20 protein-coding genes and 1 pseudogene are annotated in these 20,341 nt (G+C 65.9%); 9 read left to right on the top strand and 12 right to left on the bottom strand.

Annotated elements, in window-relative coordinates:
• Positions 1 to 32 precede the first annotated feature (32 nt).
• Positions 33 to 824 carry an MFS transporter gene (locus JN302_RS31060; RefSeq protein ID WP_202330250.1) on the top strand — a complete coding sequence of 264 codons (792 nt, stop codon included), beginning with the start codon at positions 33 to 35 and terminating at the stop codon, positions 822 to 824.
• Between the two features lie 90 nt (positions 825 to 914).
• Here JN302_RS31060 and JN302_RS31055 read toward each other — a convergent pair whose 3' ends face one another.
• Positions 915 to 1,994, bottom strand: coding sequence for an adenylate/guanylate cyclase domain-containing protein (locus tag JN302_RS31055; protein WP_202334508.1), 1,080 nt, complete (start codon positions 1,992 to 1,994; stop codon positions 915 to 917).
• Positions 1,995 to 2,115: 121 nt separating this feature from the next.
• On the opposite strand from JN302_RS31055, the gene JN302_RS31050 reads away from it, so the two are divergent.
• The 7 genes and pseudogenes from JN302_RS31050 to JN302_RS31025 all read left to right on the top strand — a co-directional run bounded on the left by JN302_RS31050 (position 2,116) and on the right by JN302_RS31025 (position 8,191).
• The gene (locus JN302_RS31050; protein WP_202330249.1) at positions 2,116 to 2,550 is read left to right on the top strand and encodes an SRPBCC family protein; all 435 of its coding nucleotides are present in this window, start codon (positions 2,116 to 2,118) and stop codon (positions 2,548 to 2,550) included.
• A gap of 278 nt (positions 2,551 to 2,828) precedes the next feature.
• A complete protein-coding gene (locus tag JN302_RS31045) occupies positions 2,829 to 3,659 on the top strand; it encodes an N-formylglutamate amidohydrolase (RefSeq protein WP_202330248.1) in 831 nt (276 codons plus the stop codon).
• The gene (locus JN302_RS31040; protein ID WP_202330247.1) at positions 3,656 to 5,524 is read left to right on the top strand and encodes a flavohemoglobin expression-modulating QEGLA motif protein; all 1,869 of its coding nucleotides are present in this window, start codon (positions 3,656 to 3,658) and stop codon (positions 5,522 to 5,524) included. Before JN302_RS31045 ends, JN302_RS31040 begins: the two co-directional genes overlap by 4 nt.
• Positions 5,525 to 5,537: 13 nt before the next feature.
• Positions 5,538 to 6,584, top strand: a complete 1,047-nt coding sequence (locus JN302_RS31035) for a glutathione synthetase (RefSeq protein ID WP_202330246.1) — start codon at positions 5,538 to 5,540, stop codon at positions 6,582 to 6,584.
• A pseudogene (locus JN302_RS40050) lies at positions 6,544 to 7,059 on the top strand (DUF6597 domain-containing transcriptional factor); the annotation flags it as partial. The gene JN302_RS31035 and the pseudogene JN302_RS40050, both read left to right, overlap by 41 nt.
• A gap of 6 nt (positions 7,060 to 7,065) precedes the next feature.
• A complete protein-coding gene (locus tag JN302_RS31030; protein WP_202330245.1) occupies positions 7,066 to 7,536 on the top strand; it encodes a helix-turn-helix domain-containing protein in 471 nt (156 codons plus the stop codon).
• Between the two features lie 301 nt (positions 7,537 to 7,837).
• A complete protein-coding gene (locus tag JN302_RS31025; protein ID WP_202330244.1) occupies positions 7,838 to 8,191 on the top strand; it encodes a VOC family protein in 354 nt (117 codons plus the stop codon).
• 40 nt (positions 8,192 to 8,231) lie between these two features.
• Here the strand turns inward: JN302_RS31025 and JN302_RS31020 are convergent, their stop codons facing one another.
• The 3 genes from JN302_RS31020 to JN302_RS31010 are packed head-to-tail and all read right to left on the bottom strand — an operon-like array spanning position 8,232 to position 11,167.
• On the bottom strand, positions 8,232 to 8,915 hold the full coding sequence (locus tag JN302_RS31020) for an ABC transporter ATP-binding protein (protein ID WP_202330243.1): 684 nt from the start codon (positions 8,913 to 8,915) through the stop codon (positions 8,232 to 8,234).
• Positions 8,912 to 10,153, bottom strand: a complete 1,242-nt coding sequence (locus JN302_RS31015; RefSeq protein ID WP_202308190.1) for an ABC transporter permease — start codon at positions 10,151 to 10,153, stop codon at positions 8,912 to 8,914. The genes JN302_RS31020 and JN302_RS31015 overlap by 4 nt, the downstream gene beginning before the upstream one ends.
• Before the next feature lie 3 nt (positions 10,154 to 10,156).
• A complete protein-coding gene (locus JN302_RS31010; RefSeq protein ID WP_202330242.1) occupies positions 10,157 to 11,167 on the bottom strand; it encodes an efflux RND transporter periplasmic adaptor subunit in 1,011 nt (336 codons plus the stop codon).
• Between the two features lie 139 nt (positions 11,168 to 11,306).
• Between JN302_RS31010 and JN302_RS31005 the strand changes: the two genes are divergently transcribed.
• Positions 11,307 to 11,990: a TetR/AcrR family transcriptional regulator gene (locus tag JN302_RS31005; RefSeq protein WP_244743652.1), complete on the top strand. Its 684-nt coding sequence runs from the start codon at positions 11,307 to 11,309 to the stop codon at positions 11,988 to 11,990.
• 124 nt (positions 11,991 to 12,114) lie between these two features.
• Here JN302_RS31005 and JN302_RS31000 read toward each other — a convergent pair whose 3' ends face one another.
• The 8 genes from JN302_RS31000 to JN302_RS30965 all read right to left on the bottom strand — a co-directional run bounded on the left by JN302_RS31000 (position 12,115) and on the right by JN302_RS30965 (position 20,341).
• Positions 12,115 to 13,029: a TIM barrel protein gene (locus JN302_RS31000; RefSeq protein WP_202315162.1), complete on the bottom strand. Its 915-nt coding sequence runs from the start codon at positions 13,027 to 13,029 to the stop codon at positions 12,115 to 12,117.
• Positions 13,030 to 13,051: 22 nt separating this feature from the next.
• A complete protein-coding gene (locus JN302_RS30995) occupies positions 13,052 to 13,801 on the bottom strand; it encodes a glycerophosphodiester phosphodiesterase family protein (RefSeq protein WP_202308187.1) in 750 nt (249 codons plus the stop codon).
• Between the two features lie 8 nt (positions 13,802 to 13,809).
• Positions 13,810 to 14,688 carry an ABC transporter permease gene (locus tag JN302_RS30990; RefSeq protein ID WP_202308186.1) on the bottom strand — a complete coding sequence of 293 codons (879 nt, stop codon included), beginning with the start codon at positions 14,686 to 14,688 and terminating at the stop codon, positions 13,810 to 13,812.
• Positions 14,689 to 14,706: 18 nt separating this feature from the next.
• Complete coding sequence (locus tag JN302_RS30985; RefSeq protein ID WP_202330241.1) at positions 14,707 to 15,633, bottom strand: ABC transporter permease; 927 nt, start codon at positions 15,631 to 15,633, stop codon at positions 14,707 to 14,709.
• A gap of 11 nt (positions 15,634 to 15,644) precedes the next feature.
• A complete protein-coding gene (locus JN302_RS30980) occupies positions 15,645 to 16,631 on the bottom strand; it encodes an ABC transporter ATP-binding protein (RefSeq protein ID WP_202330240.1) in 987 nt (328 codons plus the stop codon).
• Complete coding sequence (locus tag JN302_RS30975) at positions 16,628 to 17,641, bottom strand: ABC transporter ATP-binding protein (RefSeq protein WP_202330239.1); 1,014 nt, start codon at positions 17,639 to 17,641, stop codon at positions 16,628 to 16,630. Before JN302_RS30975 ends, JN302_RS30980 begins: the two co-directional genes overlap by 4 nt.
• Before the next feature lie 110 nt (positions 17,642 to 17,751).
• A complete protein-coding gene (locus JN302_RS30970) occupies positions 17,752 to 19,386 on the bottom strand; it encodes an ABC transporter substrate-binding protein (protein WP_202330238.1) in 1,635 nt (544 codons plus the stop codon).
• 250 nt (positions 19,387 to 19,636) lie between these two features.
• The gene (locus tag JN302_RS30965) at positions 19,637 to 20,341 is read right to left on the bottom strand and encodes an HAD family hydrolase (protein ID WP_202330237.1); all 705 of its coding nucleotides are present in this window, start codon (positions 20,339 to 20,341) and stop codon (positions 19,637 to 19,639) included.

The following is a 20,341-nucleotide window of genomic DNA, read 5'->3' as shown; positions in this document are numbered from 1 at the left end:
CGGCATCTTTACGGGTGATCTTGGCAAGGCTCTTGAGCGCCGCCGTCGGTTCGCTCGGCACCTTTGTGCTGGCGCCGACGGCACAAGCGATGATCGAGCTCTGGTCCTGGCAGGGGGCGCTCGGTGGACTGGCGGCGCTCGCTTTGTGCATGGCAGCGGTCGCCTTCGTCTTCCGCGCCGGCGCGCCGGACGGCGGTGAAGGCGCGACCGGCGAGAAGTCCGACGCGCGCGGCGCCATAAGGGAGGCACTCGCCGACCAGGCTTTCGTCGTCACGACCGTTTCCTTCTTTGCCTGCGGCTTCCAGTTGATCTTCATCGCGACCCACCTGCCGAAATACATCGGCATCTGCGGCCTGCCGCCGTCGGTCAGCGCCCAGGCGATCGCGCTCATCGGCATCTGCAATGCGGTCGGAACGCTGGTTGCGGGCTACGTCTGCCAGCGCTGGGGCAAAAAGAATGTGCTGGCGCTGATCTATCTCTTGAGGACGGCCTCCGTCGCCCTTTTCTTCGCCTTGCCGGTCAGTGCCGAAACAGCGCTCGTCTTCGCCGCGGCCATGGGGTTTCTCTGGCTGAGCGTCGTGCCTCCCATCAGCGGCCTCATCAATTCGCGCTTCGGCGCGGCCAATTTCGGAACGCTGTTCGGCGTGATGTTTCTGACCCACCAGCTCGGCGCCTTTCTCGGCGCGTGGCTCGGCGGTCTCACCTATCAATGGAGCGGCAGCTACTCGACGGCGTGGATTTCTCTGATCGTCGTCGGCGCGCTTGCCGCCATGCTGCAGTTCATGGCCGACGACGAAACGCCACGCCGGACGCAGGCGGCATGATGCCGCCGGTCGATGCGATCGACGGGCGACAGGCTTCGATCCGCACGCATATCACGGCCTGCACGCAGCCAGGGCGGCAAGATCGGCACTTCACTCCCGCAGTGCGAACACCGCGCAGGGCGCTGCGATGCCGCGCAGCCTGTGTTCGCCGAGCGGAACCAGCGGCTGCGTGGTTTCCGCCGCGATGGCACCCGAGAGAAGAACGGTTCGGCCGAGCGGTCGGCAGAGGCCCTCCAGCCGGCTGACGAGATTGACCGCGGGGCCTATCGCCGTGAAGTCCAGCCGGTCGGCGGTGCCGATATTGCCCCACAGCATCTCGCCGACATGCAGTGCCGTGCCGAACGGCAGGGGCGGCAGCCCTTGCTCGGCGCGGCTCTTGTCGAGATGGTTCATACCGGCGCGCGCGGCGGCGACCGCGCGCAGCGCCGCGTCGCATGCCGCGCCGCTGCTGCGCTCTCCGATCGGGAAGATCGCAAGCACGCCGTCGCCGATGAATTTCAGCACCTCGCCGCCGAAGGCGTGGACGGCACCGCCGATGCGGTCGAACCAGGCGTCGAGCGCGGCGATCACCTCCTGTGGCTTCGCCGTTTCCGACAGTGCGGTGAAGCCCCGCAGGTCGGCGTAGAGCAGGGCCGCCCGGATGGTCTCGCCGGTCTCGCGCCGCAGCCGGCCGGCCAGCACCTGGGCCGCGCTGCGCCGGCCGAGATAGGTCTCAAGCAGCGCCGCCAGTGTCGCGCGCCCCGCGATCACGGCAAGCGGCGCGACGGCGAAGCGCGCCACCGCGCGCAGCAGCTCCAGCTCGGACGCGTCGAGCGGCCGGGTCGCCGCCCAGCGGATCGCTGCGTGATCATGCGCATGGCCGGCGGCATCTTCCTCCATGACGACCATGCCGAGCCCCGCCAGCCAGTCGCGATCGGCCTTGGCGTGGTCGGCGCCGGTTGTCCCGGCTGAGCCGATGCCCAGCGCCTGTATCACTGTCCCTGTGTCGGCACGCCAGAGCCAGCTGCGCCGTGCGATGATCGGGTGTGGCGGTGCCTGGGTGAGGCTGCCGCCGGCAAGCGGCAGGCCGTCGGCGACGAGCCGCGCGCCGAGCTCCGCGAGAAAAGTGTCGGCGCCTGGCATGTCGATCGCCTCGTCGACGAGAAAGGAGAGGGCGCAGGGCAGTTGCATGATCGTGATCATGCAACGGCGTCGCGCGCCTGTCATGAGGCGGCAGCAGCTTTCTTGTCGTCGCCCGCATTCGGCCTACATTGCAGCAAGCATCGCATACCGACCATCCGGAGGAGCAGTCATGGCCGAGACGGTTCGCAGCGAGATCGAGATCGCTGCCCCGCAGGCGACGGTCTTCGCCTTCCTCACCGATCCCGACAAGATCATGCGCTGGCTCGCCAGCAAGGCGACCGTGGAGCCGCATCCCGGCGGCATCTATCTCGTCGATGTGGGCGGCAAGAATGTCGCCCGCGGCGAGTTCACGGAAGTCATCCCCGTCCATCGCCTCGCCTACAGCTTCGGCTGGGAAGGACGCGAGAACGTCCCGCCCGGTTCGACGCTCATCGAGATCGACCTCGTCGAAAAGGAGGGCGGCGGCACCCTGGTGCGCCTCACCCACAGCGGCCTGCCCGACGAGGCCGAGCGTGCCAGCCATGAGAAGGGCTGGAGCCACTACATGCGCAGGCTGGCGATCGCCGCGGCCGGCGGCGACCCGGGACCGGATACGATGGCCTGAGGCTGCCAGGACGGATCTCGTCCGCGTGGAGGAACGGCCGCTTCGACCACCGCCGTCCGGCCACTGGCAGCCACTGATTCCGCAATCTTCGCTCGGACATGCCGCGATCACGACATCGGGGCGACCGTTCTCCCGGTCGAACTCGGCGACGATGGGCGGCCCGGAGCGCCGGAATCCACGACGCCTGGATGTGCCGGCATCCAGGCCGGCGGAACAAGCCGCTGGGATCGTTGAGATTTGCTCGCGAGCCGGAACCGTCCGGCCCATCCATGCATTCGATGATCGTGAACAAGCGAATCGTGAAAACGGATCCGGAAGGATCACCTGAAGGCTGGACGATCATCGAGCTGGGCGATTCTCCGGTTGTGGGGACGGCAATTCATAGCGGCACCGACGTGGGACGCGCCACTCGATCTCTGATGCGCCTTGCGGACGCTGACCGGCGACGCGAGGAGGACCCTTTTACCGAGCATCTTATCGCCGACTTCCCGACCCAAATCGTCGTTCATCGATCGCGCTTCGAGGTCGATCTGAATCGCGCCCGCGAGCACGCCGTCTATCTGTCGCCCGAGCAGTCCTGGGGCCTGGAAGTCTGGCGACAGCGACCGTCGGAGGACATGGTGAAGGCGTCTCTTTCGTTCCACGATGCTTATTACGGCGCGTTGAAGCATGTGCTGGCCGGGATCGAAAGGCGCTACGGAGGGTTCGTGCTGGTCGATGTCCATAGCTACAATCACCGCCGTGACGGGCCGAAGGCAGACCCTGCGTCTCCGGACCTGGCGCCCGACATCAACATAGGCACCTTCTCCATGGACCGTAAGCGATGGGCGCCGGTCGTCGACCCTTTCATCGATGCGCTGAGCCGTCGCCGTCTCGACGGCAGGAACCTGGATGTGCGCTCGAATGTTGCCTTTCAGGGCAGGGGCGAACAGACCCGTTTCGTCCATGCCGGCTTTCCCCGGACCGGCTGCGCGATTGCGGTGGAGTTCAAGAAGATATTCATGGACGAATGGAGCGGCGTACCCGACTGGGGGGCCATCGGACAGTTGCGTGCCGCGCTGGCCTCCACGGTGCCGGTCCTCGAGCAGGCTCTGCGGGGCGTGGCATGAAGCCGAAGCCCGTGGAACCCGGTGCTCCCCTGGCAGCGATCGAATTGGACCTCGACGCGCTTCAGAAGGATGGCAAGCCGATCCGCAACGATTTCTGCGACGGCCACCGTCTGCACCTGGACCGGCCGCTGCCCTTTCTCTGCGTCTATCTGGGATCGCAGCAGAATGCCGCATATCACATCGCTACAGCCAGCGCGTCCTATTTGATCGCGGCCGATATCGGCCTCGCCCGCGCGGTGGTGCGGCTGGTGGCGCAAAGGATGCGGGAGCGTTGCGGCGCATTTCTCGTGATCGATTTCGGCGAACTGGCCGAAGACCGGTTCCTGACGGACGACGTGCCCTTTCTGAGGCCTTTCGAGATCGCTTTGGGCAGCGGCGAAACGGCGCCGGAGAAGGCCGCACTCAAATGTTTCGCAACCGCCGCATCCGAGCGAGAGGCGAAGTACCGGACACCGCGCGTGGGCGACCTCGGCTCCGCTCCGTCGGGGGAGGCACGGCTTTGGGATGATCTCGGCAATGTAGCGTGGCTCGCGGTTCGCTTCGCGCCGATCTACAAGGTGGCCGGTACCGAGCGTATCTACCCTGCGCTGCGCGACCGCGTCGTGGCCAACATGGTCGATACGGCGCTGCAGGCCGTCAGTGCCTTTCTGAAGGCATCGAAGCTCAAGCCCCCGGCAACCCATCGTTCCCTCGGGCGGCGTGCCTACGTCGACGCCGTGACACGCGCCGACCGGTCGATCGACGAGGTGGCGTCGGCCTTCGACTTCCTGCTTGCCGTTACGCCGATCAACGCCGAGCAAGCGTGGCAGGAATTCCAGGCAGGCGATTTCGAGCGAGCGCCGAAATTGTATTACCGGCCGCTCGAATTCGAGATCGCTGCAGAGAAGCGCAAGCTCTATTCCATCTCGCTCGATCACCTAGAAGATCCGCTCCTGAGCGGCCTGCTTTCCGAAAAACAGCAGGAACTCGACCTTCAGCTGTCGCTGCTTGCGACGCGTGAGACGTCCCGCTTCGTCGAACTCGGGCGCGCGCTCTATGGAAATGTCGAGCCGGCCCTGGCTGCGAGGGCGCGCCATATTCTCGAGAAAACGGTCGGCGCCGCGCCGACAGTCCAGCAGAAAGGTCTCGGCGCCGAAGCCGTTGCGGCGGCGGCGCGGGACATGATCGCCGGATACCGCGCGGCCTACCCTGATTTCGAAGCCTCGGTGGAAATTCGTGCCGACCTGCCGGCCGGCCTTCTCGTTTCTCGAAACCGGCTGTTCGTTTCGCGCGACACCAGCCTCGCTCCGGAGCGGCTGACGGCTCTTCTCAGCCACGAGATCGGCGTGCATCTGTTGACCTATTTCAACGGCGATATGCAGGGGCTCTCCATACTTCGCAGCGGGCTTGCAGGCTATGAAGGCATGCAGGAGGGTCTCGCCGTGCTGGCGGAATATCTGGTCGGCGGCATGACCGCCGCGCGGCTGAGGCTGCTTGCGGCCAGGGTCGTCGCATGCCAGGCGATGCTTGGCGGCGCAACCTTCGAGGAGGTCTTCCGGATCCTTCATGAAGATCATGGTCTCGAGGAGCATATTGACTTCAACATCGTCTTGCGTGTCTTCCGGGGCGGCGGTCTTGCAAAGGACGCGATCTATCTGCGCGGCGTGCTGCAGGTGCTGGATCATTTGAAGAACGGCGGCAGCCTCACGCCGTTCTGGATCGGCAAGATCTCGGCTGCACATTTCGGCGCGATCGAGGAACTCCGCGCACGCGGCCTGCTGCGGCCGCCCCGGCTTGAACCTGCCTTCCTCTCCTCCGACGCGGCGCGGCCTCGCCTGAAAAAGGCGATGGCGGGGATCGATCCGATCGACATGGTTGAAGCCTGACCGGAGGTCCTCGATGCGCATTGCGTTCTTTGTCAATTCCGTGGAGAGCGAGACATCCGGCTACACTACGACGACGCTGGCGCTGACGGCGGCCCAGCGCGGGCATTCGGTCGTCTATGTCGAGCCAGGCGACTTCATCTTGCGGCCGGACGATAGCCTGGCGGTCAGTGTCGTGGTCCTGCCGAGCGCTCCCTACAAGGCCGTCGAAAAGCTGCACGCCGCGCTGCAGGAGGCGGCGACCCAGAAGAAGACCTTCGCGACAAGCGATATCGACATTCTGTTCCTGCGCAACGATCCGTCGCTCGACGCAAGCAACCGGCCCTGGGCCGCCAATGCGGGCCTGATGTTCGGGCGGTTGGCGGCCGAGCGCGGCGTGGTGGTGGTCAACGATCCGGATGGCCTGGAGCAGGCGCAGAACAAGCTCTATCTCCAGGCCTTCCCCGAAGCCATCAGACCGCCAACGCTGATATCGCGCAGCGTCGCCGAGATCCGCGCATTCATCGACAAGCAGCCAAGGGGCTGCATCGTCAAGCCCCTCCAGGGTTCGGGCGGCAAGAATGTCTTCAAAATCGCCAAACCTGACGATTCCAACCTCAACCAGATCTTCGAGGCGGCCAGCGGCGACGGCTATCTGGTCGCGCAGGCCTATATTCCGGAGGCGAAGTCCGGCGATGTGCGTCTGTTCCTGATGAATGGCCGGCCTCTGGAGCGCGACGGCAACTATGCTGCCTTTCGCCGCGTGCCGGCCAAGGGCGACCTTCGCTCCAACATCCACGCTGCCGGAACCGCGCGCAAGATCAAGGTGACGGACAAGATGCTCGCCATCGCCGAACTGGTGCGGCCGAAATTGGTGAGCGACGGCATGTTTCTTGTCGGGCTCGATCTCGTCGGCGACAAGCTGCTCGAGATCAATGTCTTCACGCCGGGTGGCCTGGCCCGAGCCAGCGCGATGTACAAGACGGATTTCGCCGCAGCGATCATCGCCGCGCTGGAAGAGAAGCTGACGCTGCGCCGGGCCTATGCGAACGCCGTGTCCAATTCCCGGCTGGCCACGCTTTGAGCGACGGCTGCTGGTACCGGAACGCCGGGCAGGGCACTGGACGGCGATGCTGCGCCGCAGGGCCGCTTGTGACTGGGACGTATCGTTATTGCATTCTCGCCGTCGCCGGCAGGATGCTAGGATCATACCGGACGAAGACAGATCCGACCGGCGGAATTCCATGCTGACGGCTCGCGAACCCGACAAAGAGACAACGAGGCTGATCGTGGACCGGCTCTGGTGCGTTTCGGACGCAACGGCGGATGGATACGAGACGGTCTTGCCCTCGGGGCGGGCCCAGATCATTTTCAGCCTTTCGGGAATCCCGCTCGGCGAAAATGATCCGCAGGACCCGAGTCTACGCCCGTTGCACGTGCTGCAAGGCCCTTCGACCTTGCCTCGCCGCATTTCGCGCAGACCCCAGATTTCCCTGTGCGGGGCGAGCTTCCAGCCCGGCGGAGCCGGTCCGCTTTTTGGATCGATCCAGGACACAACCGACCGCGTGATCGACCTCGCGCGGTTCTGGGGCGCAGAGGCCGCTCGGCTCACGGATCGTCTCCGGGACGTCGAGACCCACCATGCCAGGCTCGAACTGCTCGAAAGCGAAATCGAAAAGCGGATTGTCGATATTTCGGCAATGCTGGTGCTGAACAGGGGGATCGAGCGTCTCAGGTCAGGGGCGGCCATAAAGGATGTCTGCGAAGAGTTGGGGCTCTCGGCCCACGTCTTCAGAAGACTTTTCGTCATGAATGTCGGCCTCACGCCGAAGCGCTATCTCAGGATCGAGAGGTTTCGGATCGCGCTCGGCCGGCTGTCGCCGGCGGCCTCCCTGTCTGATGTGGCATATGAGGCGCGGTTCTCGGATCAGTCGCACATGACGCGAGAGGTCGAGCATTTTGCATCGATGACGCCTGGCCGCCTGCGTGCGAGCGTTCGGCCCTATGTCGGGCACGTATTGGATCGGGCCTCTTAGCTTTTTGTTCAAGACGTTGTCCGCTGCGGGCAGCTATGCCTGAAGCGTGTCTCCCGAAAGTGTTCGGCGGTTTCGGGGAAAGGACATTCGCCAAATCAGGAGCCTGCAGCTTGTCGTCCGAAACCTTTTCGACGCGACGGGCTGCAGTCATCCCATGCCGCGCCCAGGAGATCATGATGTCATCGCCCCCAGTTCCTACAGCCGTCTTTCCCGTCACTTCGATCAGGGACAGCGCAAAACGCGAGGGTCGTATTCGTGACCCGTTCGGACATCTTTGGATCCTGAGCCGGAGGATGGCGCAATGACCGTGCTGCGCATCATGCCGATCATCGCAACGGACAGTGTTGCTGAAGTCAGGAAGTTCTATTCCGACCTGTTCGGGCTCGATGCCGTCATGGACCACGGCTGGCTCGTGACGCTGGCATCAGGCGAAACAACCACCCCTCAGGTCAGCATCGCCAGCGAGGGCGGCTCAGGCACCCCTGTGCCGGATCTGTCGATCGAGGTCGACGATGTGGACGGGGTATATCGCCGCGCGAACGAGATCGCCGCCAGGGTGGTCTACGAATTGACGGACGAACCCTGGGGCGTCAGACGTTTCTTCGTTTCCGACCCGACCGGCAAGCTGCTCAACGTGCTTACGCATCTTCGATAGGTCGTCCGCCCCATCCGGAGCGCGCCTTCATCGACTGGCGTCATTGCGGTTGGCCGTCGATCTTGCCGTCGACGATGTGTATGCGGCGGTCCATGCGCCCGGCCATGTCGAGGTCGTGGGTCACTGCCACCACCGTCTTGCCGCGCTCGTGCACCAGATCAGCAAGGATCGCGAAGACCTGTTCGGAGCTCTTGGAGTCCAGGCTTCCCGTCGGCTCGTCGGCGAGGATGAGCGGCGGGTCGTTGGCCAGGGAGCGCGCCACCGCCACGCGCTGGCGCTGACCGCCCGAGAGCTGGTCGGGCCGCTTGTCGGCGTGGTCGGCGAGCCCCAGCGAAGCGAGCAGTTCGCCGGCCCGCTCCCGCATCTCGCCACGCTGCAGCCGGCCGAGCCTGCGCATCGGGATTTCGACATTTTCCCGGGCGGTGAACTCCGGCAGGAGGAAGTGGAACTGGAACACGAAGCCGAGCATCGAGAGCCGGGTCGCCGCGCGTTCCCGCTCGTTCATGGGGCCGGTGTCACGGTCTGCCAAATGGAGCTTTCCGCCGGTCGGCCGGTCGAGCAGGCCGAGCAGGTAGAGCAGCGACGACTTGCCCGAACCGGAGGGGCCGGTGACCGCCACGAACTCCTTCTCGCCGATCGACAGCGTGATGTCCTTCACCAGCGTCACCGGCACGGTTTCCGGCAGCACGCGCGTCAGTCCTTCGGTCTCCACCAACACGCTCATGTCGCGCCCCTGATGATATCGACCGGGTTCTGCCGCGCCGCGCGCCGCGCGGGCAGGTATCCCGCCACCGCGGCGGAGCCCAGCGCGAAGGACGAGGCGATGGCATAGTGAAGCATGCTCCAGGCGATCGGCAGGCGCGTCATTTCCTGGCCGGTCGCCGCGATCTCGAAGCGCACTTGCGACAGCGCGTAGGTCATCGAAAAGCCCAGCAGCCAGCCGAGCGCCGAGCCTGCCGCGCCGATCGCCATGCCCTCCAGCAGGAACAGCCGGCGCATGTCGCTCTCCGGGAAGCCGAGAGACTTCATGATGGCGATGTCGCGCGCCTTCTCATGGGTGATGGTGGAGATGATGTTGAAGATGCCGAAACCCGCGACCAGCATGATCGCGCCGACGACGGTGTACATGATGACGTTGCGCACGACGAGCGCCTCGAGGATGGATTCGTTCGCCTCCTGCCAGGCCACGGCCTTGTAGCCGAGCTCTGCTTCGGCCCGATGCGCCACCGTCGGGGCGAGGTTGGGGTCGTCGAGCTTGATGCGGATCTCGTTGATGGCATTCGGCCTGCCCGAGAGTATCTGGGCGTTCTTGAGCAGGATGTAGGCCTCGCCCTCGTCGCGCGCTGTGGTGCCGGTATGAAACAGGCCGGCGATCTTGAAGTTGCGCGTCAGCCCTTCGGAGGAGACCGCGCTGATCGTGTCGCCGAGTTCTGCGCCGAGCCGGACCGCCATGGTGTCGCCGACGAGCACATTGTTGCCGCCTGCGGTAAGCGCGGCAAAGCTGCCTTCCACGAAGTCCTCCACGATCGGCGACACTCCGGGCTCGCGCTCGGGGTCGACGCCGATGACCGCGGCGCCGACTTCGCGGCTGGAGTAACGGATCACGGCCTGGGTCCTGAGGCTCTCGGCGAACCGTCCCGGAAGCCAGCTCTCGAGCCAGGCGCTCGCGGCCGTGGGATTGATGATGCCGCGGCGGTCGTCGCGTGGCCTCAAGCCGGAGATGGCAACGGTCGCGAAGACATCCTCCGCCGGCTGGCGCCGGGCGGTGCGCTGTTCGTCGGTGATGTCGACATGGGGCATGGTGTCGACGAGTTGCCTGACGAAATCGTCCTGCCCGCCCTGCATCAGCGCCGCCATGGCGATGGAGAAACCGACGCCCACCGCGACCCCGAGCACGGCCACGACCGTCTGGCGGCCACGGCCGGCGATATGCGTGAAGGCGATATCGAGGATGAGCGGCATGTCTCACTCCTCCCGTGAGACAGATATGGCCACGCGGGCGCCGTTGTCGAGTTCGGCCGGATAGGGCGAGACGATGCGGGACGACTCGTCAACGCCGGACAGGACCTCGATGCCGCTGGTGCCGCGGATGCCGGCGCGGATTTCGCGCCGCGATGCCCTGTCCCCCTCGACCACGAAGACATGGTTTCCTTCGACGGCGACTGAGGGAACCAGCAGGGCGTTCTTCGCGACGCGGATGACGATATTCACATCCGTCGACATGCCGATCCGGAGCGGCGTGTCGTTGGGCAGGCGGAAGCGGACGCGATAGGTCTTGGTCACCGGATCGCCCATGGGCGTGATGCTGTCGACCTCGGCCTCCAGTATCCGGCCGGGGAAGGCATCGGCCTTGAGCAAAGCGCGCTGTCCGACCTTGACGCGCGGGATATCCTCCTCGTTGACTTCCGCGACCACGAGCAGCGGCTTCGGCTCGCCGACCCAGAACAGCCCGGTGCCGAGTTCGGCGACCTCGCCCACCTCGCCGTCCTGCCTCAGCACGATGCCTGAAAGCGGCGCGCGCAAGATGTAGGTTTCAAGCCGCGCCTCGCGGCCTGCCACCAGCGCTTCCGCCTGACCGAGTTCGCTTTGCGCCCGCTCGAGTGCCTGCAGGCTCGCCGCGTTCTTCTCCGCGAGCACCGACAGGCGCTCGAACTCCTTGCGCGCGAGAGCCTCCCGCGCTTTCAACTCGCCAAGCACGGCGCGGGCTTCGCTGTCGTCGAGACGGGCGAGCACATCGCCTTGCGCGACCCTCGAGCCTTCGCAATTGCATTGCTCGACGATCCTTTCGCGGACCACGGGGGTCACCTTGGCCCAGGTCTCCGGCTCGACCGAACCGCTCGCATAGACGATTTCCGCCGCGTCGCCCCTTGCCGGCGACATCACCGAGACCGTCGCCGGCCGCGAGACATACCAGGCGACGGATCCCGTCGCCGCCGCGACCAGGGCAATGCCGACAATCCAGCGTGTCAGACGCATGAAATGTTCCCGGAAAGGACGCATGGGCGCGGGAACCTATAGCACCAGACCGACCGTCGGTCTATAAAAGTTGCATAAATGAAATCTTCGTGCTCTCTGTATGGGAACCGCCCCGCCAGGAGGCCCGACCTTGCCACGCGTGAGAAAATCGCCCGAGACGCGCGCCGCCGAGCTGCTCGATTGCGCCCAGCGCCTCTTTTTCGAGCACGGCTACGAAAATACCACGGTCAACGACATCATCCGCGAGACCAGCCTGTCGAAGGGGGCGTTCTATCACTACTTCGCGTCGAAGGAGGCCCTGCTGGAGGCGCTTGCCGCGAGGCTGGCCCGCGACAGCCTGGCAGAGCTGCAGCCCATGCTCGATGACCCGTCGCTCGACGCCATCGGCAGGATCAATGCGCTCTTCTCAGGATCGCGGCGGCTGAACGTCGAGCTCGCTCCGCAGCTCAGGAAGACCTTCTCGGTCCTCTTCCGGCCGGAGAACATCGTGCTCTTCCATCGCATCGACCAGGCGGGCAGGGAACTCGCCAGGCCGATGCTCGCCGATCTCCTGAGGAAAGGCAGCGAGGAGGGGACCTTCGACGTGCCCGATCCGGAGGCCTTTGCGGAGATGCTCCTGCATCTGAGGCTGATCTTCCGGGATGTGATGTATCAGGCAATGCTCGAGGCCGAGCGGGGGAATGTCGACGCCGCGGTGGCGATGCTCGAGGAGCGGATGCGGCTTTACGGGATCGCTTTCGACCGGCTGCTCAGGCTGCCCGACGGCACGATCGAGGCGGCGCAGCCGGGTTTTGCCCGGGCGTTTCTCGCGTCGGATGGCTGATGCCAACGGTCGACGGGATCGACCGTTGGCCCGGATGTTTCGGCATCCAGGCCATTGATGTCTGGGCCGGCGGAAAGCCGCGCCGGGCTAGCGACATGGGGTGTTGCAGCTCCCCGGGTTTTCGTCACTCGGCCGCGATCTGCCGGCGGCCGGCATTGAGCGCCATCAGCCGGCGCGCCCTTTCGAGGCTTGCCGGCTGCTCGCTGCGGTAGCGAGGCCCGATCTCCATCATCAGCACCGTATCGGGCAGGAACTCCAGCTCGCTGAAGATACCGTCCCAGTCCATGTCGCCCCAACCGAGCGGCATATGCAGGTCGCCGACGCCCATGGCGGTCAGTTCCTGCGGGTGGAAGGGCTTGTAGAAGGCCTGCGGCCGGCCGAAGGAATCGTGCACGTGGAGGTGGCCCGCCACCGGCGCCATCGCGCGCAGCTCTTCGCGGAAGTCGAGCCCGCGATAGCTGGATTCGATATAGGCGTGGCTGAAGTCGATCAGCGCGACGAGGTTGGCATGACCGACCGCCTTGACCGTGGCCGCGACTTCTGCCGGCGTCTGGCGGTATTGTCCCGGCTCGGTGGTGAAGATGTTCTCCAGCGCGATCCGCACGCCGTAGCGCTGCGCAAACTCCGCAAGCTCGAAAAGCGCTTCGCGCTCGCGCCGGTCCGCGCCCGCGCGGTCGATGACCTGGTCCGCGCGCAGATGCCCGCCATGCTGCACGATGATGCGCGCATCGATCCGGTCGCAGACCTCGATGAGCGCCTTCGCGGCATCGAGCTGATAGCGCACCGTCGCGGGATCCATGAAATTCGAGGAGACGAGGCCATGCACGGTGTAGCGGAAGGGCATCTGGCGGGTGATCGCCTGCAGCCTTTGCGCCCTTTCCTCGACGACGCGCCCACCCGCGATGAGATCGACGCTGGTCAACCCGAGCTCGACCGTATCGACGCCAATGTCGGCGAGGCGGCGAAGGTCTGCCTCGAGGCTGAAGAGTTCGCCGTCGGTCGAACCCGAATTGAAGCCCGTGGCGATGATGTTGGACAGGGACAGTTTCCCTTTGATGTGTTCAGCGATGCGCGATTGCGGCCGCGCGCAGGGCGAGAGCGAGGTCGGGGCGATCCGTGGTCAGATGCCCGATGCCGCGCTCCAGCCAGTGCCCGATTGCCGCCTCGTCGTTGAGTGTCCAGACGCAGAGCCGCTCCAGCGGCAGCCTTGCCCGGATCGGTTCCCACTCCGCCTCCATCAGCTCGTGATGGACGGCGACGATCTCGGCGAGGGCATCGACGCGATCGAGGAATGCGGAAAGACCGCCCTGCCGTTCGGCCCAGGCCGCGTTGACCGAAACCAGCCGCGCGACGTTGGGCGCGTGGCGGCGGCAATCCTCAAGCACGGAGGTGTCGAAGGAGGTCAGGTGGCACCTGCCGGCCACGCCGAAGCGCTCGAGCTCCGCGGCCACCCGCGCCGCGATCCCCGGATAAGGGGTTCCCGTCTCGTCGATCTTGATTTCGACATGCAGCCGCGGCCCGTCCTTGCGCGCCAGCACGGCCAGCACGTCCGCCAATGTCGGCAGGGCTTCGTCGGTCTCCTTGAGCCTGGTGGCCGAGCGCGCCTCCGGTGTCAGGTCCCGCACGGGGCCTGAGCCTTCCGCTGTCCGGTCGAGCGTCGCATCGTGGATGACGACGAGCTCGCCGGCGCGCGTCAGGTGAACGTCGAACTCTATGGCGTCCACGCCGATGTCGAGCACGTTGCGGAATCCGGTGAGGGAATTTTCCGGCCACAGATTGCGGGCGCCGCGATGGCCTGTGATGAGGGTCATGGAAGGTCTCAGCGAATGGTGGGGTCGAGCCGGTCGCGGAGCCAGTCCCCGACAAGCGAGATGGAGAGCGTCGTCAGCATGATGACGGCGGCCGGGGCGAGCATGATCCAGGGCGCGCGTGTCAGATATTCGCGGCCGAAGCCCACCATGTTGCCCAGGCTCGTCTCCGGCGGCTGCACGCCGAGGCCGAGGAAGGAGAGGCCGCTTTCCATCAGGATGATCTCGGGAAAGGTCAGCGTCATCGAAACGATGAGGGTCGAGGCGACGTTGGGCAGGATGTGGCGGAAATAGACCCGCGCCGGCGTCGCCCCGAGCTGGACCACCGAAGCCGCGTAGCCCTGCGCGCCTGCCGAGATCGCCAGGCCGCGCGCGATGCGTGCATAGCGCTCCCAGCCGTAGAAGCCCATCAGGCAGACCAGCAGCACCATCGAGGAGCCGAAGAAGGCGAGCACGGCCAGCGACATGATGAGGAACGGCAGCGCCGCCTGGAAATCGGCGAGCACCAGGACCAGATGCTCGACGACGCCGCGGAACTGCGCCGCGGCGAAGCCCAGCGCCGTTCCGAACACGGCCGAGATGATGGTCGCGCCGAATGCGATCACGAGCGAAACGCGGATCGACTGGATGAGGCGGGAGAGCACGTCGCGGCCAAGCTCGTCGGTGCCGAGCCAGTGGGTCATCGAACCGGGCGGCGAAAGGCGGCTGCCGAGGTCCATGGCCGTGATGCCGTAGGGGCGCAGGACGTCGGCGAAGGCCGCGACCAGAACCATCAGTGCGAGCCATGCCAGACTGAGCCCGACCGAAACGGGGACCTGCCGGCGGATCCGCTTCAGAAGGGCGGAAGCCGGCCGAGGAGGCTGCGTGTCTGTGAGGTTTGCCGAGGACATTTTGGTCTTTCCGGCTTTCTAATGGTTGGCGCGCATGCGGAGGCGCGGATCGAGCCAGCCGTAGAGAAGATCAACGATCAGGTTGGAGACCACCATCACGGCGGCGATGATGAGCAGGATGCACTGCACGACGGCGAGGTCGCGGTTGGTCACCGACACGACCAGCAACCGGCCGATGCCCGGCCAGGAGAAGATCGATTCCACCACGACGGCGCCGGCAATCAGCGATCCCACCATGAACCCGACGATCGTCACGATCGGAATGGCGGCGTTGGGCAGGGCATGCCCCCAGACGACATCGTGCCATTTGAGGCCCTTGGCGGAGGCGGTGCGGATGTAGTGCTGGCCCATGACCTCGATCATCGCGCTGCGCGAGAAGCGCGCGAGGATGCCGATGCCGCCGATGCTCATCGTGATCGTCGGCAGGAGGCCGTGCATCCATGTGTCCTGGCCGCCGGAGGGCAGCACGCCCAGCGTGACGGAGAAGATCAGCACGAGGATCAGGCCCATGACGAAGGAGGGGATCGTGAAGCCGACGATGGCGAGCAGGATCACGCCGCGGTCGGTGGCGCTCTGGCGATGGAGCGCCGCGTAGACGCCGGCGGGAATGCCGATCGCCAGCTTGAGGATGAGGGCCGGTATCGTCAGCTGCAGCGTGGCCGGCACGCGCGCCATCACCAGGTCGATGGCCGGCGCCTTGTCGCGCATCGACACCCCGAAATCGCCGGTGAAGATCGCCTTGAGATAGGCGAGATACTGGATCCACAGCGGTTGGTCGAGGCCCCAGGCGCGGCGGAAGGCGTCGACCGCTTCCTGCGGCACATCGGGGCCGAGCATGACCTGGGCGGGGTCGCCCGACATGCGCAGCACGACGAAGGCGAAGGTCACCACGGCGGCGATCGTGATGGCCGCCCGAACGAGCCGTGCAAGCACGAATTGCAGCATCGCCGCCTCCTTCAGGCCGCCATCGCGGCGTCGGTGCCGGCGACGAGGTGGCAGGCCGCGGTCCGCTCCGCCTCGACCGGCCGGAGATGCGGGGTCTCGACGCGGCAGCGATCCACGGCCAGCGGACAACGGGGATGGAAGGCGCAGCCAGACGGGCGGGCCGCCGGATTGGGCGGCTCGCCCTGCAGGATGACGCGGCTCTGCAGCCTCCTGCCGGGCACGGGCACGCTCGACACCAGCGCCTGCGTATAGGGATGGCGCGGCGAGCGGAAGATCGTGTCGGACGATCCTTCCTCGACGATCTTGCCGAGATACATCACCGCCACCCGGTCGGCGATGTTGCGCACGACCTTGAGGTCGTGGCTGATGAAGGCCATGGCGATGCCGTTCTTCTCCTGGAGGTCGCGCAGCATGTTGACCACCTGCGCCTGGATCGAGACGTCGAGCGCCGATACCGGTTCGTCGCAGACGATGAGCGAGGGGCGTGCCGCCAGCGCCCGCGCGATGACCGCGCGCTGCCGCTGGCCGCCGGAAAGCTCGTGCGGATAGCGCCCGGCCTGGTCGGCGCGCAGGCCGACCGCGTCCATCAGCTCGCGGACGCGCCCTTCGCGCTCCTCCCTCGATCCGATCCGGTGGATGTCGAGCGGTTCGCGGATCTGGACGCCGAGGGGGAGACGCCGGTCGAGCGCGGCGAGCGGATCCTGGTAGATGAGCTGCATCCTGGCGCGCAAAGCCCGCCATTGCGGGCTCCGCGGCGGCGGCATGGGGTTGCCTTCGAACAGCACCGCGCCGGCCTGGGCCGGGTCGATGCCGAGGAGCATGCGGCCCAGCGTCGACTTTCCCGATCCCGATTCGCCGACGATCCCGAGCGTCTCGCCGGGCATAAGCGCGAGCGAGATGTCGTCCACGGCGCGCACCGGTTGTTGGGGACGACTGAACGGTCCCTTCCGAACCTCGTAGGTGCGAACGAGATTTCTGGCCTCGATCAGTGGTGTCATTGCATCGTGTCTTCGAGAATTGCGGCCCTGGTCGAGCCCTTCTGCGCGGGCTCCACCGGATGCGCGCAGGCGAGGCCGCGGCCGTCGTCCTGCAGCAGCAGCCTGGGCATATTGGACCGGCAGTAGCTGGTGGCGCGCGTGCAGCGCGGCGCAAAGGAGCAGCCTTGCAGCGGCTCCCTCGGGTCGGGCACGGTGCCGGGGATGGGGATCAGCCGCTCGCGCGGCCCGTCGAGACGGGGAATGGCGTCGAAGAGGCCGCGCGTATAGGGGTGGCGCGGCGCGGAGAAAAGCTGCTCGACCGTGCCCTGCTCGACGATGCGGCCGGCATACATGACGCAGACGCGCTCGCACACCTGCGAGACGGCGCCGAGATCGTGGCTGATGAACACCAGCCCCATGCCCGTCTCGTCCTTCAGTCGCGCGAGCAGGTCGAGGATCTGGGCCTGGATGGTCGCGTCGAGGGCCGTCGTCGGCTCGTCGGCGATCAACAGGTCGGGTTCTCCCGCGAGCGCCATGGCGATCATCAGGCGCTGGCATTGGCCGCCGGAGAATTCATGCGCATATTGGTCGAAGCGACGGCGGGGATCGGGGATCCCGACCATGTCCATGAGCCGCAGCGCTTCGGCCCTGGCGGCCGCGCCCGACAGTCCCCGATGGGCGCCGAGCGCCTCGGCGATCTGGCGGCCGATGCGAAGGACCGGGTTGAGCGAGCTCGACGGGTCCTGGAAGATCATCGCGATCCGCTTGCCGCGTACCGTCTCCAGCGTCTGGCGCGGCGCGCCCGCAAGCTCCCGTCCTTCCAGCCGGACGGAGCCGGTGACGCTGGCCTTGTCAGGCAGGAGGCCGAGCGCGGCAAGCCATGTTACCGACTTGCCGCAGCCGGATTCGCCCACCAGGCCCACGGACTCGCCGCGATCGACCTCGAGATCGATCCCGTGCAGCACTTCGACCCCGTCGAAGGCGACCCTCAGCGCGCGTAGTTCAACCAGGCTGGATGCCGTCATCGTCATGTCTCGTCCGCGACCGTCGCGGGTCGCCCCGGCTGCGCGCGGCCCGGTCGGCCGGCGGAATGGCAAAAAGCCCCGGCGGCACGTGCCGCCGGGGCGGTTTCAGGCCTGGTTCAGTTCGTCCAGTTGCCCTGGCGGAAGTCCATCGCGAAGGCCGGCGCCGCCTTCCAGTTCAGCGACGACTTCATGCCGGTGAAGACCGCGTTCTGGTGCAGGACCTGATAGACCGGGTCCTCGCGCTCGCAGATCTCCAGCATGCGCCCGATCGCCTTCCTGCGAAGGGCGCGGTCGGTGCTGGTCTCCATGACGACGGAGAGTTCGTTGAGCTCGGCGTTGGTCCAGTCCTTCTTCTGCTGGACCTCGCCATTGGGGCCGAACTGCACGACCATCGGCGTGATCGGATCGTTGATGGTGTTGGAGGCCGACCAGTCGCGCACGCCTTTCACGCCCTGCGGATCGTGGATCTGGCCCCAGTTCTCCTTCATCTCGATCTCGACATTGAGGCCGACCTGCCTCCACATCTCGACCATGATCTGCGCGTTGGCGGTCTGGTTGGTGTAGTAGTTGTTGAGCAGCCGGTAAGGGATCGGATCGCCCTTGTAATTGGCCTGCTTCAGCAGCTCGCGCGCCAGTTCGGGGCTGAATTCCGGCGCCGCCCAGCCGTCGACGAACATGCCGGACGATTTGAAGGAATCGAACTGCAGCCCGGCCGGGATGACGGTCTGGCCGGCCCACAGCGCATCGACGATCGCCTTGCGGTCGATCGAATGCGTCATCGCCCGGCGCACCAGCGGGTCGGCCAGGATCGGGTTCTGGGTGTTGAAGACCGAGACGCGATGGTTCCAGATGGTCGAGCTCTGCACCTCGAAGCCTGACGTGTTCTGCACCGCCGCGATCTGGTCGGGCGGCAGGTCGCAGGCGAAGTCGTATTCGCCCGAGAGCAGGCCGTTGACGCGGGAAGCGACCTCCGGCACCTCGACGAAGCGGATCTGCTCGAGCGGCGGCCGGCCGCCCCAATAGTCGTCGAACGCGACCAGCGTCAGCGAGACGTCCGGCCGGTATTCGCCGACCATGTACGGGCCGGTGGTGATCGGCTTGCGCGCCCAGTCGGCATAGCTCGCCGCCTCGTCCCAGGCGCGGCGGTTGGCGATCTGGCTGCCGCCGGAGTAGAGACGGCCCTCGAGGGTGACGTCCGGCGTGGCGTTGTGGAACCGCACCGTATATTTGTCCACCGCTTCGATGCCGGCGAGGCTGGGCCAGAGGCGGCGGCCGATGCCCGGCACCGAGGCCGGCAGTTCCTTCACCGTCGTCGGCTTGTGGTCGGCCTCGAAGATCGTCTTGCCGCCGGCCGGCTGGGTGTCGCCGAAGACGCGTTCGGCGGAGAAGCTGAACACCACGTCGTCGGAGGTGAGTTCGTCGCCATTGTGGAATTTGACGCCCTGGCGCAGCTTGAGCTCGAGCGTCTTGTCGTCGAGCCGCTTCCATTCGGTGGCGAGGCCGGGAACCGGACCCTGATTGCCCATCCAGTCGCGCAGGATCAGGCCTTCCCAGAAATTGGGGAAGAAGACGCGCTCGCCGACATTCGACTGCTCGTTCCAGATGTCGAGCGTGTTGTTGTTGGTGATCTTCTGGACGGCGATGGTGACGGACGGACGGGCCGCCTGTCCGATCGCGAAGCGCGGCAGCACGATGCTGCCGGCCGTTGCGCCCATGAGGCCGAGCGCGCGCCGCCGGTTGAGTGAAAACATGTCTGGCTCTCCTTCTGCCGATGTCCTGGGATTTGCGATCGCGGCATCTAAGTCACGGGGCGTTTCAGATTAGTAAAGTATTTGTGACAAATTCATGACATATATGTGTATATATCTCTCAATAGTTTGCACGATTTAAAAATGGAAGTAGGGTCACAGAAACAATTCAAGCTCCTGCGACTTATATATATCGTACCTGTGGCTTGGCTTGAGTCTGTATTCCGCAACCCTTTCCAAGCAACAGCTTCGATCAGATCTCCATACCGGCCGCCTGCGTCCTTCGTGTGCTTGCCGGCGACACGGCATCGATCGCGGCCGCCAGTTCCGCAGCCCCTTCGACGACGAGCGCCGCGCCCGCCTGCGCGAGGATGGCGCGGCGTCGTTCGCGCGGATCGGCCGGATCGACGAAACCGATGGCCCTCATGCCCGCCGCCACCGCGCCGGCGACGCCGTGGGTGCTGTCGTCGATGACGATGCATCGTTGCGGCGCGACGCCGAGTCTTTCGGCGCATAGCAGGAAGAGGTCGGGCGCCGGCTTGGGCTGCTCGACCATTTCGGCGCTGAAGACATGCGGGGCGAATTCGTGCCAGAGGTCGAAGAGCCCGAGGCTGCGGCGCAGCCGTTCGAGGCCGCTGTTCGACGCGACGCATCGGCGATGGTGCAGCGCCTTCACCAGCGCCTGCATCCCGGGCATGGGACGAAGGGAACGCGCGAATTCCGCATACAATTCCGCGTTGGCGTCGAGGAAGACGCGGTCGGCATCGGCCAATCCATATTCGTCGATCAGGATGCGCCGGCTTTCCGTTTCCGAGGCGCCTGTGAAGCGCATGTGCACTTCGGCCGCGCTGACGTCGAGCCCCGCGCGCCGCAGCGCCTTCGCGAACAGCCCGCTTGCCACCGGCTCGCTGTCGATCAATACACCGTCGCAGTCGAAAATCAGCAGGTCGGTCGTCAT

The organism is Mesorhizobium sp. L-8-3 (assembly GCF_016756615.1).
Lineage (GTDB): Bacteria > Pseudomonadota > Alphaproteobacteria > Rhizobiales > Rhizobiaceae.
The sequence above is the reverse complement of the archived record's forward strand: the minus strand, read 5'-3'. Positions and strand labels throughout refer to the sequence as shown.